This window comes from Streptococcus hyointestinalis (genome assembly GCF_011039275.1).
Taxonomy (GTDB): Bacteria; Bacillota; Bacilli; order Lactobacillales; family Streptococcaceae; genus Streptococcus; species Streptococcus hyointestinalis_A.
The window spans coordinates 709,176-724,940 of sequence record NZ_JAAKGB010000001.1; the positions used below are offsets into that span (position 1 = coordinate 709,176).

12 protein-coding genes and 6 pseudogenes are annotated in these 15,765 nt (G+C 49.1%); 14 read left to right on the forward strand and 4 right to left on the reverse strand.

From position 1 onward, the window contains the following. Window positions 1-15: 15 nt before the first annotated feature. From G5B60_RS11325 to G5B60_RS03405, 4 pseudogenes are all read right to left on the reverse strand, one after another. Window positions 16-192: pseudogene (locus tag G5B60_RS11325) on the reverse strand (peptidoglycan bridge formation glycyltransferase FemA/FemB family protein); the annotation flags it as partial. A 375-nt stretch (window positions 193-567) separates the two neighbouring features. Next, a pseudogene (locus tag G5B60_RS11330) lies at window positions 568-1,062 on the reverse strand (peptidoglycan bridge formation glycyltransferase FemA/FemB family protein); the annotation flags it as partial. A gap of 128 nt (window positions 1,063-1,190) precedes the next feature. Continuing rightward, a pseudogene (locus tag G5B60_RS03400) lies at window positions 1,191-2,033 on the reverse strand (HAD-IIB family hydrolase). A gap of 80 nt (window positions 2,034-2,113) precedes the next feature. After that, window positions 2,114-3,412, reverse strand: a pseudogene (locus tag G5B60_RS03405) (HD domain-containing protein). Window positions 3,413-3,488: 76 nt separating this feature from the next. Between G5B60_RS03405 and G5B60_RS03410 the strand changes: the two are divergent. The 14 genes and pseudogenes from G5B60_RS03410 to G5B60_RS11335 all read left to right on the forward strand — a co-directional run bounded on the left by G5B60_RS03410 (window position 3,489) and on the right by G5B60_RS11335 (window position 14,923). Next, entirely contained in the window at window positions 3,489-3,749 is a 261-nt protein-coding gene (locus G5B60_RS03410; RefSeq protein WP_164682680.1) for a DUF1934 domain-containing protein, read from the forward strand. Window positions 3,750-4,165: 416 nt separating this feature from the next. Further along, window positions 4,166-6,829: pseudogene (locus G5B60_RS03415) on the forward strand (cation-translocating P-type ATPase). Between the two features lie 34 nt (window positions 6,830-6,863). Then, window positions 6,864-7,640: a hypothetical protein gene (locus G5B60_RS03420; protein WP_164682682.1), complete on the forward strand. Its 777-nt coding sequence runs from the start codon at window positions 6,864-6,866 to the stop codon at window positions 7,638-7,640. Between the two features lie 111 nt (window positions 7,641-7,751). Continuing rightward, on the forward strand, window positions 7,752-8,147 hold the full coding sequence (locus G5B60_RS03425; RefSeq protein WP_164682684.1) for a hypothetical protein: 396 nt from the start codon (window positions 7,752-7,754) through the stop codon (window positions 8,145-8,147). Window positions 8,148-8,486: 339 nt separating this feature from the next. After that, window positions 8,487-8,690: a hypothetical protein gene (locus tag G5B60_RS03430; protein WP_164682685.1), complete on the forward strand. Its 204-nt coding sequence runs from the start codon at window positions 8,487-8,489 to the stop codon at window positions 8,688-8,690. Window positions 8,691-8,727: 37 nt separating this feature from the next. Then, a complete protein-coding gene (locus tag G5B60_RS03435) occupies window positions 8,728-8,943 on the forward strand; it encodes a hypothetical protein (RefSeq protein WP_164682687.1) in 216 nt (71 codons plus the stop codon). A 519-nt stretch (window positions 8,944-9,462) separates the two neighbouring features. Further along, the gene (locus G5B60_RS03440) at window positions 9,463-9,744 is read left to right on the forward strand and encodes a hypothetical protein (protein WP_164682689.1); all 282 of its coding nucleotides are present in this window, start codon (window positions 9,463-9,465) and stop codon (window positions 9,742-9,744) included. A gap of 432 nt (window positions 9,745-10,176) precedes the next feature. After that, window positions 10,177-10,383 carry a hypothetical protein gene (locus G5B60_RS03445; RefSeq protein ID WP_164682690.1) on the forward strand — a complete coding sequence of 69 codons (207 nt, stop codon included), beginning with the start codon at window positions 10,177-10,179 and terminating at the stop codon, window positions 10,381-10,383. Window positions 10,384-10,557: 174 nt separating this feature from the next. Next, entirely contained in the window at window positions 10,558-10,992 is a 435-nt protein-coding gene (locus G5B60_RS11760) for an MptD family putative ECF transporter S component (RefSeq protein ID WP_430523643.1), read from the forward strand. 64 nt (window positions 10,993-11,056) lie between these two features. Further along, window positions 11,057-11,431, forward strand: a complete 375-nt coding sequence (locus tag G5B60_RS03455) for an energy-coupling factor transporter transmembrane component T (protein ID WP_164682694.1) — start codon at window positions 11,057-11,059, stop codon at window positions 11,429-11,431. A gap of 632 nt (window positions 11,432-12,063) precedes the next feature. Further along, a complete protein-coding gene (locus G5B60_RS03460) occupies window positions 12,064-12,177 on the forward strand; it encodes an ATP-binding cassette domain-containing protein (RefSeq protein ID WP_206225083.1) in 114 nt (37 codons plus the stop codon). A 348-nt stretch (window positions 12,178-12,525) separates the two neighbouring features. Further along, window positions 12,526-12,771, forward strand: a complete 246-nt coding sequence (locus G5B60_RS11765) for a hypothetical protein (protein ID WP_430523644.1) — start codon at window positions 12,526-12,528, stop codon at window positions 12,769-12,771. A 436-nt stretch (window positions 12,772-13,207) separates the two neighbouring features. Beyond that, window positions 13,208-14,596: pseudogene (locus tag G5B60_RS03465) on the forward strand (alpha-amylase). Window positions 14,597-14,761: 165 nt separating this feature from the next. Next, window positions 14,762-14,923, forward strand: coding sequence for a hypothetical protein (locus tag G5B60_RS11335; RefSeq protein WP_241154478.1), 162 nt, complete (start codon window positions 14,762-14,764; stop codon window positions 14,921-14,923). Window positions 14,924-15,765: the final 842 nt, after the last annotated feature.

Genomic DNA, 15,765 nt, shown 5'->3' on the forward strand with positions numbered 1-15,765 from the left:
GAGTGAACTCCTTAGTTATTTACGTACGGTGTAGGCGAGGTTGGACAGGACATAGAGTGGTTTGGTGACAGGAAGGTTGAACACTCCGACGAACTCCTCTCTGGTTGGCTCAAAGTAGGATTTGAACAGAAAGAGCCTACTGTCTAGACCGGTATCCATGCCTCCCATATAGTGCCAAGTCTTTTGGCGTTCAAAGGCGTGACTGCCAGTCTCACACTATATGAGGTGGGCAGGATGATAGGTCTTGGAGACGTCATCCATACCAGAGGAGATATTTCCCGATGTATCTCCAAAGTCGAGAGAAATGGTCGCCGCACGGGGGACGATGTCTCGTTTAGCAGTCTCTTTTTTCTTTGTGAGAAAGGCGATTTCGTGGTCCAAGCGCAAAATGGACGGCTGATTCTAAGTGACCTTAGTTTGGCGTGTATTGTCAGTGAAGGTTACCCTCTCACGGCGCGCTTTTTCCAGTTGTTATTGCAGTGTCACTAGGAGCTTTGGGATATTGAGGGTCGCCAAAGTGACATAGGAATCAGTAGGATCAGCGGCAAGCATTTTAGGATAATAGTCTCAGCCTCGCCGATGCATGCCCTTACGTACTTCGGTCTTTTTCATCAGCTTAGCAAAGTCAGGTAACAGTTCGCTCCCACCAAACTGTACCGCAACGCCTTTATTGCGAGCGGTTCTGAGCGATTGTCATGGTTTATTGGCAAAGTTGCTCACGTCGGAGCTTTCAACATAGAGATTAGCTTCAAAGCCTGGATGAAGAGATTCTGCTAAGGCTGGTGTACACCCTGTCCAGCTTACCCCAGCTGCCTCAAGGGTATCAATCGCCTCAAGCGTTTCTGCCCTGACCTTAGCAGAATCAAACTCACTGAGCTTAGCTTCACGCAAAAGCAACATAGGGTCGCCCATGATAAAGAGTGCTTTCGTGGTCTGACCGTAAGCATTTAGAGACGATAGGACGAAGGCAACTGGCACTTGATCCGGGTAGTCCATGATAGGTCCACGTGGCATGAAGAGCATGGTAAAGCCACGGGGCAGAGACTTGATGAGTATACTGGCGCTTGCGACTAGGACATCGTACTAGTAAAAGCCGAGGCGCAAATTACCCCAATTGTCCTTGATGTGTGCCCAGCTTGAGCATTGGAGAAGATTGGTATGGTCTGAGGCTTTGACATAGTCGGCGTGCTCTATGGCAGAGAGTCCAGTAGTGGAAGTATACCTAAGTACCGCACCCACTCACTAAGAGCGTGCGCCACGCCACTTTCGTCGTTTGATAGTGGGATGTATTTGGCGAGTTATTTCAGCTTTGGGTTGCCGTTTTCCATGACAACAGGGTAGCCAACAACCTCAAACATAGCCCGGACATTTTCCACGTCACCGAGAGCCATCGTTTGCTCTATGTCTCAGCCCATCGTTTCAGCCAGATGGAGAAGGGCATGGCCCTTGCTTACCGGTATAGGGAGTAGCTCGCGGTTAAATGGTGTTGATTTGACTAGATTGAAGCGCTCGTGGTAGTGCTTAGGAATCAGGACAATAGCAGCGTCCAAAGTCTTTGGTTCAGCGATGCACATCGTATTGATAATGGCTTTTTCTGCCAGCTCTTCAGGTGAGCGCTAAAAAATCGACATATTGACTAGACTAGACTCAAGGACAGTGTACTTACCGAGAAAGCGCTTAGCCGGGGAGATCCCCTCTTTTGGGATAGCGGGCATGTGGACACCAAGCTTTCGACTCAGGAACTCAAAGTCGAGGTAGACGTCATTGCTAAGCTCTTCGGATCCAAGAGATTCTCCATTTGTGGAATATTGCACCAAACTACTGTTTAAGGTACTGACATAATCGCCGTGGTCTTTGAGATTGAGTTATTCTAGCAAGCCCTCAACGCCTGCGATAGGACGTTTTGTCGCAGTCACTACCTTCACCCCTAGTCGTTTGGCTTTTTGAATGGCTGAACAAACCGTAGGGGTGAATTCTTATTTATAGTCGAGCAAGGTGCCAGCGATATCAACAGCTACGAGTATGATAGACATAAATGACCTCTCTATCTGATATTTCTAAACACTCAACTACTAGATTACTAAAAAAAAGCAACTTTGTCCTGGTGTGCCAGTTAGTTTCCTATGAAATGGTCGTTGATGAGGTGCGCTTGAAAGCTCTTTTTGACATTAGCAAACAAGTCAGCTTCAGAGAGCATTTCCTTTGGAAAGTAAAACCTTCGGCTGCCATCAGTCTCCCCAGAAATGGCACGCCCAAGAGGCGTGAGGGGAGATAGCTTAGCTAGACTGCCGTCTTTTTGCAAAATCACAATCAGCGTACTAGGATCAGCCGTTTCAGGGCGCTAAATGTCATAGGGCAAATCAAAATTAATATGAATCCCTGTGTAGTAATTGGGAACAAAGCCCACTTGAGCAACGTACTTGCGAAGCCCATCCAGTAGGGCTTCAGCCTTTTCATCAAAAGTCACAGACTTAAAGACCTTACGGATGATAAAATGGCTGGCAAGGTCGGATAGGATTACGACGCTTGAGGGCATCCAAGACTGAAAGTAAGTGTTCATCATACTGTCATCGAGCGCTAAGTAAACGGCTAAAGTCTCTTCTTTCGTCAAAAAGGGCCGCACATTCGGCGACGTTTGCTCAAAAAAGCTAGGTTGTTATTGAAAGAGCTCCTTGGCACGCTTTAGCAGTTGCTGTAAGAGTAATTCCAGAGCCCGGCTAGCAGGGTGAAAGTAGACCGGCATGTACAAATGAAAACGACTGACGATGTAGTCCTCAACAGCGGGCATGCCGTTTCTAGCAAAAGCAATGCCGTTTTCGAGAGGGTGGATGGCACGTTAAATGCGGGTAAGGGCAAACTGCCCGTAGTGAGCGGCGGTGTAGTAGGAGTCTCGCCGCAGATCGTCCATGCGGTCGCCGTAGATTTGACTTGAGATGAGCTCAACCCCCTGGATATTTGGGTAAGTGTGGATGATAACGCTTGCTACCTTGTTTGGGAAATCGAGTGCCCCTTGGAGCGAGAAGCTATAGATCAGCGTATCCGGGCTAGTGAAGATGTCCTGTGTGTAGCGCTCGTGGTCGGACTCAAAGAGACGCACAAAAGTGAGCGAGTAAGTACTGTGCCCCCCATCGTATAAGAGCGCAGCCACCATGACAAGGAGACTTTCAGCGGCATTCCAGATGTCACTATTATCTTGCTCAAAAAGGCTAATGACTTGCCTTGCGATCTCATAGACGCCTAGGCAATGTGAAAAACGACTGTGCTCTGCCCCGTGAAAGGTGAAGGCTGATGTAGGCACTTGCTTGATACGGAGCGAGAGCTGTAATTCGCTGGTAGTGATAAGATAGGAGATGACTTTGTGATTAACGTGGCTATAGTTGTGAATCGGAACATGAAAGACTTTTTCATTCATTGCTGATATTATAGCAAAAATTGCAACTTTCATCAGAAATTGATACAGTTTAGAGGAAGAGAAGGGACAAAGAAACATGCAATTAATACTGAATAATGAAAACAATCAGGAAGACCAGACAGAGCTTTTCCATGAGGTGCACAGTTGTGACTTTATCCAAAGGGGTGATTTTGCCTATCGGACCTACCACAAAGATGAAAGGGAAAAGGTGGTGGTGGTATTTAACCCCGAATCCCTGGTGATGACCCGTAGTTCGAGCCCGAAGTCGGTCCTGAGCTTTCACCACAAAGAGCCAGCGCTGGTCATGATTCCAACACCTCTTGGTTTCCAGTGCTGAGCGACAGCGACCGAGTATGAGCACCGCGATATGCACAAGAACAAACTCTCCATTCACTAGAAGCTGACACAGGAAAATGGCGCTAGCTTTGCTTCTGACCGTATCAGCCGTTCTTGGGGCTAAGGTGTCCAAAGAGAAGCGTCGTAGTTCGTGTTTGGTGGGGTGGTATTTGGTTTAGTAGACCGCATATCGAGGGGGTGGCAGACGGAGCTTGCTAGACTTTTGGGTCAGTAGTCGAGAAACATTGTGGCATGGTCGTCCTAATGAAAGAAATGTCCGGTTATGTCCTAAACAGCGTGACTAGTCGTTTAAAACAGGTCTCTTTTTTGGAGCCCGGTGGAAAGTATAAATGGAGGAAGAGGATAGTGGCGAAAGAACGAAAGAAAGCAAGCTGATATCCTCAGAGTCAAAGAGACGTGCTAGAAGTTGTTGAGTCAAGTATTGACGGACTCACAAATCAAGAAGTCAAGGCATGCTGAGACGACTATGGACATAATGAGCTAGAAGAAGCAGAGAAGCGCTCTCTTGGAGCGGTATTTTTGGACCAGTTTAAAGATTTGAAGATGATCGTATTGCTGGTAGCGGCAGTCTTGTTTGTCCTAATCGTAGGGGGTGAGGGTGTGACAGACGCTCTGATCGTATTGACTGTTGTGGTTTTAAACGCTGCCTTTGGTGGCTATTAGGAAGGACAAGCTGCAGCCGCCATTGAAGCCCAGAAAAGCATGTCGAGCCCACTTGCTAGGGTGTGCCGTGACGGGCATGTGGTCGAAGTGGATTCCAATGACTAGGTGCCCGGAGATATTGGATTACCTGAGGCGGGGGATGTTGTCCCAGCTGATCTGAGCCATTTAGAAACAGCTTCGCACAAAATCGAAGAAGCAGCGCTGACGGGTGAGTTTGTTCCTGTTGAGAAGGAGGCAGACGCCGAGGTTGCGGCCGACGCTGGGATTGGGGATAGGCACAATATGGCTTACCAAAACTCAAACGTTGCGTACGGACGAGGCGTTGGGGATGTAACCAACACTGGTAGGTACACTGAGGTAGGACATATCGCCGGTAGGTTAGCGAGCGCTGATGAGACGGACATACTGCTCAAACAAAACCGTACCCAGCTCACAAAAGTGCTGACTTATGTGGTTATCGTAATTGCAGCTCTGAACTTTGCGGTTGGCGTGTTATTGCGTGGTGGTGTGCCGATTGCTGGTTTGAAGACAGCCGTTGCCCTTGCGGTAGCAGCTCTCCCAGAGGGGCTTTTTGCTATAGTGACGGATGTCCTCTCGCTAGGTACACAGACCCTTGCTAAGCGTAATGCCATCGTTTCTAAACTGCCCGCCGTTGAGACGCTTGGTTTCACAGAGATTATTGCGTCAGACAAGACTGAAACATTGACCATGAACTAGATGACATTTCAGAAAGTCTTTTACGACGGTAGATGGCACGAAGCGGATGAGACTATAGCTCGCGGACTTGATTTGCCACGGCTGCGTTCAGATGTATTGGCGTATGATACCAAGATTGACCAAGAAGGTAGGCACACTGGAGACCCAACAGAGACTGCCTTTATCCAGTAGGCGCTTGACGAGGGCTATGATGTTACGGCTAATATTGAGGCTTACCCTAGGATAGCAGAGGTGCCGTTTGATTCAGAGCGTAAGCACATGTCATCCATTCACCAATTGCCAAACGGACAAAATCGGGTTGCCGTAAAGGGTGCTACAGACCAGCTCCTATAACGCTGTACAACACGGGACGATGCTGGCGAGAAAGCACCAATTACACAAGACATTACAGACCTTATCGCCGAAAGTAACTCAGCTATGGCGCACCAAGCACTGCGTGTCCTAGCCGGTGCTTACAAGATTATTGACGAGCAGCCAGAGGAAGTCTCAAATGAAACTGTTGAGCAAGACCTTATCTTTACAGGTCTTGTCGGTTTGATTGACCCAGAGCGTCCAGAAGCTGCGCGAGAGGTTTAAGTCGCAAAAGGAGAGGGTTTCCGCCCAATCAAGATGACAGGGGACCAACAAGATACCGCTGCAGCTAGTGCTAAGCGTCTTGGTTTCATTGACCCTACTGACACTGAGGAACATGTCATTACCAGTGCTGAGTTGGATGAGATGAGCGGTGAGGACGTCCAAAGAGTCATTAAGCAATACTCAGACTATGCCCGGGTGTCTACAGAGCCCAAGGTACGTATCGTTACGGCTAGGCAAAATGAAGGTAGGGTCGTTGCTATGACCGGCGACGGTGGCAATGACGCACCGTCTCTTAAGACAGCTGATCTTGGAATAGGTTTGGGAATTCCAGGAACGGAAGTGTCTAAAGGGGCTTTTGATCTGGTGCTGGCTGAAGACAACTTTGCAACCATCATAGGAGCGGATGAGGGAGGGCGTAAGGGCTTCACAAATATTCAAAAAGCCATCCAATATCTCCTTTCAGCCAACATGGCAGAGGTCATTACCATCTTCTTTGCTACCTTCTTTGACTGGGATGTGTAAGAGCCTGGGCATTTGCTTTGGATTAACCGTGTGACAGATACCTTGCCTGCCAGCGCAGTAGGGGAAGAGCCAGCTGAGCCTGGTGTCCTGAAGCCCAAACCGTGTGCACGCAAGTCCAGCTTCTTCACAGGGGGTGTCCTGGGAGCTCTCAGCTATTAAGGAATATTCCAAACTTTGCTTGTGCTAGGCGTGAACGACTGGGCAGTGCTTTTCCCAGAGCACGCTGGCAGTAACCACGCTCTGCACGAGGATGCATGGACCAAGGCTTATGCGACGCTTGGTCTTTTCCAGCTAGTCCATGCCATTAACGTCAAGTCAGACTACCAGTCTATCTTTACCGTTGGACTCATTAAGAGTAGGCACTTTAACTGGGCAATTTTTGTCGCCTTTGTGCTAGTGATGGCAGCCATGGCCATTTTTGGATTTAACGAGTTATTCCACGTGTCTCAACTCTCTCTGACCCAATGGGGAGTTGTTAACGTAGGAAGTCTCCTCAAGGTAGTGCTTGGTGGTATTGACAAAGCTATCCAACGTGCTACAGGACAGGACATAAAAGCTATATTATCAAACGAAAGGAGTTAAGCATGCTGAGCTTCTTATTTGTAGTGATTCGCGTTTGCTTAACGAAAGTCTCTTTTCAGAAAATTGTGTAGACAGTTTGGTCGAAAAAGGTGACGATGTAAAGGGTACCAATGTCCTAAAGGGGGTTATCGTGGTGGATTTACAGCCAAAGAAAATGTCACGTGAACGCAAAAAAGCGCTCTTGAAACGGCTCAAAGAGCAAGATTTAGCCAAGCAGCGCTTGATTTATAGATCAGCCATCCTATCTTGGATCCAGTTACTAATGCGGGTGGCCAGTAGTGCACTCATCGCCTACTATGTGGCGACAGGCTTTGAGAGGGGCTTTGACCAGCTCAACTGGATTTTCTTTGTCCTAGCTATTTCAGGGCTCAATCTTTTCGGTAGTGGAGTCGCAAGTTACGCTAAAAATTTGCAAGGTCTAGCGTCACAATACGCTAGAAACCAGCTCAAAACACAGTTATTTGAAGCTGATCAAGTCAAGTCCGCTCAGAATGAGGGCCAAACGAGTGTAACGGACGTGCTGACGGTTGCCTCACGAGGGGTTGACATTCTTGACGCCTACTACGGTCCCTACCGCAATCAGACCTTGCGGGCGTACTTTAACTGTGCGACGGTTATGCTGATAGTCCCTTTACTATATCCTTTGGGCGGAGCTATTTCAGTATTGGGCCTACCCTTGATTCCGAGTTCTATCATTCTCATGCAAAAGCGCTCGTGCCATCTCATGAACTGCTACAGGGGGTCTTTTATGGATGTAGGAAATCGCTTTTTGGACGATTTGTTTGGTCCTAATACCCTTTATACTTATTAGGTAGATGAAAAGTACGTCAAGGATAGTGCCACACAGGAAGAGGATTTCAGGCAGGCGTCTATATTGTTGCTGCGGTATCCGCTGCAGTCGGTGGGCTAGATGGATGCGGTCATGAATCGGGGTGTAGGCTTGTCGGGCTTCGTGTCGGCGACGCCGCTGCTTTCAGGTCAGATTAGTCTTTTCACCATGATTTTCTTTAGCTTCATTGCTACCGAGTTATTTGCGCCTATTCGTGAGCTGGGCTACGGCATGCACTTGGTCATGATGAACACCAAGATGGCGGATAGGATTTTTACCGTTCTAGATCGTGTCAAAGAGGATGAAGACAAAGAGGGCAAGACACTGCCCGCCTTTTCACGATTGAGTGTGGAAAGTCGTTCTTCTAATTACACAGACGACATAAAAGTGCTGTCACGGCTAGATTTGATCCTAGAAAAAGGACAGGGGCTAGCTGTTGCTGGGCAGTCTGGGCAAGGGAAAATGACTCATGCTGGTTTGTTGACATGACGATTAGCGGCAAATGGTGGTGAGCTTTTCCTAGAAGACCTGGCCATTTCCATTCTTGACGCGTAGACCAGCGCAACAGAAGTGGTCCATGTCTCAAGCGTGAGTTATCTCTTTAACCAGAGCATTTATAACAATCAAGTCCTGGGACGTACCATGACCAGGAAGGAAGTGTAGGCTTGGGCGGACAAGCACGGTGTTATTCAGAACTTCCATGATTTTCCAGAAGGTATTGATACTCTTGTCGGTGAAAGTGGGAGCGGCCTCTCGCAAGGTCAGCGTCAGCAAATTCTTTGTGCACGTGGCGTTCGAGCCAAGCGCAGTCTTTACTTTTAGGACGTGATGACCTCAAATGTGGACAGAGACAAAGAGCGGGCCATTTACGACCGCATCCAGCTGGTGGCAAGAGAAGCTCTGGTCATAGGCATTACGCCCAAGATGGCGCAGGTCATGAATGAGCCTAGGGTGTTTTTCCTAGACGAGCAGGGCAGTCGTATTGACAGTCCAGAGGTTATAGATGAGACTGTGGCGAGCATCAAGGACTAGGTCGATACGCAAGTCAATTTAGAAAGGGCGGATTCTAATGGAAACAACGTCAACTAGACAGCTGATTCCACGACTTTTGGCTGAGCTGAAGCCCCGTGAACCAGCCATTGGTCCGGCGAGTATCTTTGCTGTGCTGGGCTTTGTCCTGACCGGGGCTATTCCAGTGCTACACGTCAGACTGACCTTAGCAGCGCTAGTTGCAGAGAAACCAGAGCTTACCAGCCTTGTTATTCTTCTAGTCGTTGCGCTGTAGTGTGGGCTCTTACGCTACGGAGAGCACTAGTTTGGACACTGGGGAGCTTTTCCTACCTTGGCGGATTTCAGAAATCAAGTCTTTGACGCATTGCGCCGCTAGGCACCTAGCAAGCTTCACAGAACAGAGAGCGGGCAATTGATTAAGCTGCTGGGTGAGGACATTGAGGCCTTGGAGGGTATCTTAGCTTACACCTGAGCTCCTATCGGCACAGTTGTCATTACAGCGCAAATTATGCTGGTCTATCTGGGGCAATATTCGCTCCTCGATGCTGGTCATGCTTTTGTGACTTATCTGCTGCTTGCAGTGGTCCTTCCTATTCTTATTGCCTAGGTTTTGACGCCAAAACTGGCTAAGCAAAGTCAGGTCAGAAAAGCTTACACCAGCGACTTTTCAGAAAGCCTGCGTGGAGCAGCTGACTAGGTGCAATACCATAAAACAACAGAAACATTTGAGCATTAGCAGGCAGAAAGCCAGCAGGTCAATCCGCTGGAGCGGGAGGGGGCGCAAGTCAACATCATGCCGCAGGCTAGGACGTTATTGGATGTAGGTTTGTCCATAGTGCTGGTGGCTGTGGTCAGCTTGATGAGGGCGCAGGATGGTGGAGAAGAGCTGTCAGACGCTGTAGCTATGATTGTCGTAGTCTTAGCTTCCTTTGCTCCCTGTTTGGAACTTAGCCGGTTGCCGATTGGATTTAAACGGGCCATGCATGCAGGATGCCATGTCATTGGGCACTTTGACGAAGCTGAGCCAGCTACGACTGCCACGGCTGTGCAGGATGCGGAGACTCCTATCGCCTGAGACGAGGTCAGTAGTGCCTATAACAAGCGCAGTCAGCAGGTTTCAGATAAGGAATAAGCTGACTATGACCAGCCTGTCATTTTTGGAATAGGCGGGCAGTCTGGTGCTGGTACGTAGACGCTAGTCAGGCACACTCTGAGCTGGTACGATGTAGAGTCTGGTAATCACAATCAAGCTGAAACAGACATTCGTAGGCATGATAGACAGGGTAAGCAAGCGCACAGTGCCTATATCCCACAGACGGCGCCGATGATCAACCAAACTATTAGGGAAAGTCGGGTAGTGGCAAGTCCAGCCATCATAGATGAGGACATCTGGCAGGTGTCGGACGCATGTGGTAGGACAAGACGCTTGAAAGAGGCAGAAAGTGGGATGGACACAGTCGTAAGTCCAAGCCAGTAGTCAGAGGGTGAGCGTCAGCGCTAGGAGCTAATGCGTGCCCGGCTCAAAGAGGCTCAAGTTAATATCTTTGACGAGCTACCCAGCAGTCGGGATGCCCTTAGCGAAGCTGCCTTTATCCAGCTGATCGAGACCCACTTTACAGGCACTGTCATTCTCGTAAGTCACTGTGCATCAACGGTCCCCTCAGCAGAGACCGTATATGCGGACAAAGCTGGTCAACTCCTACTCAAACACTAAAGCGAGGGTATCAAGAAACAACTCACTGTTAAAGACATGATTCTTACAGGCACCCTGTCTGCCCTCTACAGTTTCGGTGTGGGGCTCGGGACGCTCTGAGCTGTACGTATCTTTCGCTCGGCAAACATGGTCGAAGTGCCAGCGGTAGCCGCCCAGATTTGCTGTGTGGTCTAAATGCTCCTTATCGCTAGGGTGCAAAAGGTCTGTGCGGTGCTTCTCAAGGGCGCTATCATGGCAGTCTTATTCTTTTTGTCAGGGCATATTAGCTTGGCCTTTTTCCCTCGACGTATCTGCGGATTCCTGGCAGACCTTTTGGCAAAGTCTAGCAATTACAAGAGCCCGGGGCGCAGTCGTTGGTCCTATGTTAACGTATCTTATGGCAGTCGCGGTCCGAGTTATCACATGTGGTTAATGCGTGACGCCTATATTCAAAAGCTCCTTGAGCGGGGTAAGGACATGATTTATGTCACGGGAGTTATGGTGGATTTCACTCTGGGGAATGGCCTTTACTTAGCAGGCTTTTTCGTTATTTGCGCTTTGCTGGGTGGCTGGCTAGGGCCGCGTATGACCAAGAAACATTTCATAGAAAGGGTGGCCAATGGCGCTTGATGTCAGAACCATAATCCTCTGACGTATCTTATGCAACCTTCTCATTCTCGACGATGTCACAGGAGTGCTAGAATACACTCTTCTCGCTAGTCTCCTACTGCTCCAAAGCAGCTACGGACCGGGGCAGAAGGTGCTGGTTTGTCTGCTGAGTTATCACGCTAGTCTCAGCTATGCGGGCGTTGGCAGTATGAGTATGCCAGACGGTCATGCGATAGTGGAGGTAGGTACTAGACGACTTTTGCCTAGCTTTATGGCGGGTGGGCTTCTTCTTAGCACGACGACCAGCTACGACCTAGGGCACGGTCATAGGAAATGGCACCAGCCAGAGAGTCTGCTCTTGACCTTGGCGGGGTGTCTGCGGTATCTGCCCATGATTGGGCAAACCCGCCGCCAGCTACACCGCAATTTGCGCCTGAGGGGCTGGATTACCAGTCCTTGAAACTATCTGCGCTACCCTCATCGCTATGGCAGCTACCTCATCGTGCCTTTTCTCATTACGCTTTTGGCTCAAGAAGAGGACTTGACCACAGTTGTCATAACTAAGGGCTTAGCACTAGAGAAAAAGGTCAGCACCGCCTAGCTTCAGCGGTATTATGCTGAAGATTGGAGTTATTGCCTATACTATCTACTGAGCAGTCTCTGGGTCATACTCAGATTTCATTGAAGCATGTCGCCCTCACCTATACTTGTGCGAAAAAGCCTGCTGATCAAGTGGTAGATGAGACTATTTCTTCTGGTGAGTGGGTGTTGGAGACTGGACGCTCTGGTGCTGGCGCGTAGACCTTTTCACGGCTTCTGAGAGGGCTAGTGCTAGATGAGGAGAGCCATTAGGTAGGGACTGTTGAGGGCGGGAATTGTAGGGATGGACGAGAGACAACGGCAGTTTTTTCTCGTCAAGTAGCCAGCACCTTTCAAGAGCCAGCTCGTCAATTTTTCCACCAAAGAGTCAAACATGAGCTGGTCTTTCCAGCGGAAAGTCACGGCTAGCCAGCTGAGCTTATCCAAAAATGTCAGACAGAAGTGGCAGCTGCCTTTGATTTGATACACGTGCTGGAGCGGGATTGCTAGGCGTTGTCAGGTGGTGAGCAGCAGCGACTAGCTATGGCGGTGGCTGTCATGCAGGATACGCCTGAAATTATCCTAGACGAGCCGACCAGTCAGCTAGAAGCTGCTAGTAGTGCTTAGCTGCGCTCGCAAAGCACCAAGCTGATAAAAGCTGGCAAGACCCTTCTCAACGCCGAGCCTATACTGGCGTATCTTATGGCCTTGGAGGACAGGGTGTTCTAAATTAACAATGGTAGACTGCTCTATGATTGGTCACCGAGTCAGCTACAAGCACTGTCAACGCAAGAAAGACAGCAGCTAGGCTTACGTCAGCTAGACTTGTTTGCTAGTCAGGCCCACCTTGAGCAAAAGAGTCAGGACAGGGCAGCTAGCCAGTCGTCAGATTTACTAGTCAAGGACTAAGCGCTGTATCCAGATGGCTTACGTAGGTTGCCATTTTTATCCATCCCTTGAGGTAGGGGCCTAGGCTTGATGGGACATAACGGACGAGGCGCGTATACCTTGGCGCAAAGCCTAGCAGGCGCTAGGAGGGAAAGGCAGGGGCAAAGCACTTGGCAGGGTTTCACTCTGAAGCCAAAAGACAGGCTAAAGGTGGTCAGCCGCGTTTTGCAAGACGTGCGCCTGAAACTCATCACTGCCCGCGTGAAAGAGGAATTGAACTTGAAACAAAAGAGAAAAGACCAGCCAGAAGACCAACTCGTCAGTCTAGGCTAGCTTGAGTTACTTGAGCGGCACCTGCAGGAGTTGTCAGGCGGTGAGCAGCAGCGGCTAATGATTGCAGCCAGTCTCTTGTCGGACGCGTAGGTCTTTAGCTTTGACGAGCTGACTAGCATCCTAGACGGCGACCAGCTCCAAGCCTTAATAGCTCAAGTCAGCCAGCTCAAAGGGGCTGGCAAGGCTGTACGCATCATAAGCCGTGATGTGGAGCTGGGGGCGCAGGTCCGTGATGCGGAGTACTAGTTATAAAGATAAAACCACTCATTAGACGAGTGGATTTAAAAGGTTCCCAAATATTGGGCATTCGGTAGCTTAATGTGTAATAATAAAACGAAACTGAAGACAAAGCCATTTAGGAGAGAGGACATTTAGGACAAATGAGACATTGGAGCAGGGCTTTGAGTGGTACTTAAAAGCTGACGGCAAGCATTGGATGTGACTCACAGAGGAAGCGCTTCATTTTGCTGAGCTAGGTGTCACGAGCATGTGGTTACCGCCCGCCTAGAAGGTAACGAGCGACCACGATGTGGGCTATGGTATTTAGGAAGTGGATGATTTAGGTGAGTATGACCAAAAAGGGACTGTCCGCACCAAACACGGCTTTAAAGACGAGAATCTAAAACGCATCCAAACACTAAAAGAAAGTGGTATCTCGTCAATTGCCGATGTTGTCCTAAATCATAAAGCGAGTGCCGATGCGCTGGAGACTTTCACGGTCGTAGAGGTGGACAGCGAGGATCGCACCAAGGTTTTGACGGAGCCTTATGAGCTTGAGGGATGGACACAGTTTACCGTCCCAGGGCGCAACAAAGCTGACGATGATTTTGATAGGCACTGGTATCATATTACAGGAACGGACTATAACGCTAGGCGCATCCGCCGGGGCAATTACCAAAGCCAAGGGAACAATGAAGGCTGGGCGCTAGGCGAGTTAGTGGATAAGGGAAATGGCAGCTACGATTAGCTCATGAATGCTGACCTTGACATCAAACACCCAGAGGTCGTGCAAAATCTACGGGATTGGGCACGGAGGTATAGTGATAGCACTGGTGTAGAGGGCTTTCGACTGCATGCTGTCACGCATAGTGATGCCTTTTTCATGAACTATATTAGCTGCCGTATCAAGGAGCGCTACGGCGAGGACTTTTACTTCGTTGGTGAGTAGTGGAACGGTGAGTTGGAGGACAAACGGCATTGTCGGGAAAATATCTATATTCGCTTTGCCTTGATAGATACCCGTTTGCATTACAACTTTTTTGGAGAGGGGCTAGCGGGGGAAAAGGATGACCTGTGCCAGCTTTTTGGTAAGACCTGGGTCACGCATTAGCTGGATAAGGCGGCGACTAGTGGGGAAAGTCAAGATACACAAAGGGGTCACGCCTAGGAGTCTGTTGTGGCAGATTGGTTTAAGCCGATTGCTTATGCGACGATATTAGTGCACAAAGATGGTCTGCCTTGTGACGTATACGGTGATTATCGTGGTGTATCTGGGGCGCAAGGGCAAGCAAGCATCAAGGCTGGATTGAAGACCTGGTAGCGTAGCTGACGGGACATTGCCTATAGTGAGCAGGTGGATTATTTTGGTAAGAAAAGTTGCATTGCTAGGGTGCGCCTTGGTAATGAAACAAGCGCTCCAATTGCGGATGTCCTCAGTAACCACCAAACCCCAAGTAAGCGCAAGTACGGAGGCAGGAACTACGTCGGACAGAGGTATTATGACTAGATAAAGCCTGACAGTAGCGAGGGCATCATAGATGAGGACGGCTTTGGAGAGGTATCTAGCCCCGCTAGAAATGTAGCCGTCTGGTGTCTAAAACGTTAACAAAAGTTCACTTTAAGTGGACAAAGAGCCTAGAAAAAGGGGGAGGAATTTTTGGAAGATGTAAACGTCACTATTTTTAAAACCGAAAGCGACGCCTAGCAAGCCTTAACTGAGCTAAAGTCTATCAAGTAAAGCGAGCGCCCAAAAGTCGCTCAAATTGCCTTAGTGGAAACTGAAGCTGGGCGTTTCGTTGAAAAAGACCTCTTTGATTATGAGGATTTAACAACCAACAAAGCTGTAGAAGGTGGGCTTATAGGTGGTCTTGAGGGGCTTTTGGCGGGTCCACTCGGTAAGGTCTTGGGTAATAGCGCAGGCAGTCTTTACTGACTAGCAACTGGCGTTGCTGTCGATCCAGCAGAAGCGGGTAAGATTGATGTCGTAGCTAAAAAACGCCGAGCAGGAGAGACAGCAGTCGTTGCCCTCGTGCAGGAAAAAGATGAGTAGGTTCTAGACAGGTACTTTGCCAAACACGATACACAAATCATGCGTTGAAATAGTGCAACGGTAGCTACTGAGATTGGAGAGGCAGCCAGGGTTTAAGTCAACCATCAAAACCAAGCCAAAGCACCGCTCAAAGTAGAACGCAAAGAGGCCCACAAAGCTAAAGTCGAAGAGCTCAAAAACAGCGCCAAAGAAAGCTGAGCAAGCTGAAAGTTCTAAACACAAAGAGGTTGAGACAAACGTTATCAACCACTATTTTTAATGATTTATGTCCGATATTACAGAACTAACACGGTCGTAGCTGGTCGCATTTCTTCTTTGGAGTGCTGGATGGGGTAAGCTTTAAAGCTCGTTAGGTCTTTGACGGCATTGTCGCGTATGGCTAAATTCCAAGTGGATGGAGGGATGTACTCTGGGTGCTTTTGGACAAAGTCGATCCTCAGTAGCCACTCACGCCTGAAGCCGCGAGGATGGGAGTGATAGGTCACTCCGTCTAAAGCTACCCTACCAAACCTCCTATACGCAAGTCCAAAGACCACGGCACCAACCCCATACCGCTGCAACCCCTCATGAAAAGGCTGACTGCCTAGAAAGCTAGTAAACGGCTAGAAGCGCTCATGGGTCATGATAAAGCGTCCGTGAGTGACGAAGTGCATAGCGACACTGACATTTTTCCCATCAAGAGCTTGCAAGCTAGGCACCAGTTATTTAAGTGGCTGCTCGGTAAG

Coding starts and splice junctions, on each gene's coding strand:
- G5B60_RS03410 (WP_164682680.1), top strand. CDS start 3,489: ATGCAATTAATACTGAATAATGAAAACAATCAGGAAGACCAGACAGAG.
- G5B60_RS03425 (WP_164682684.1), top strand. CDS start 7,752: ATGAATCGGGGTGTAGGCTTGTCGGGCTTCGTGTCGGCGACGCCGCTG.
- G5B60_RS03430 (WP_164682685.1), top strand. CDS start 8,487: ATGACCTCAAATGTGGACAGAGACAAAGAGCGGGCCATTTACGACCGC.
- G5B60_RS03435 (WP_164682687.1), top strand. CDS start 8,728: ATGGAAACAACGTCAACTAGACAGCTGATTCCACGACTTTTGGCTGAG.
- G5B60_RS03440 (WP_164682689.1), top strand. CDS start 9,463: ATGCCGCAGGCTAGGACGTTATTGGATGTAGGTTTGTCCATAGTGCTG.
- G5B60_RS03445 (WP_164682690.1), top strand. CDS start 10,177: ATGCGTGCCCGGCTCAAAGAGGCTCAAGTTAATATCTTTGACGAGCTA.
- G5B60_RS11760 (WP_430523643.1), top strand. CDS start 10,558: ATGCTCCTTATCGCTAGGGTGCAAAAGGTCTGTGCGGTGCTTCTCAAG.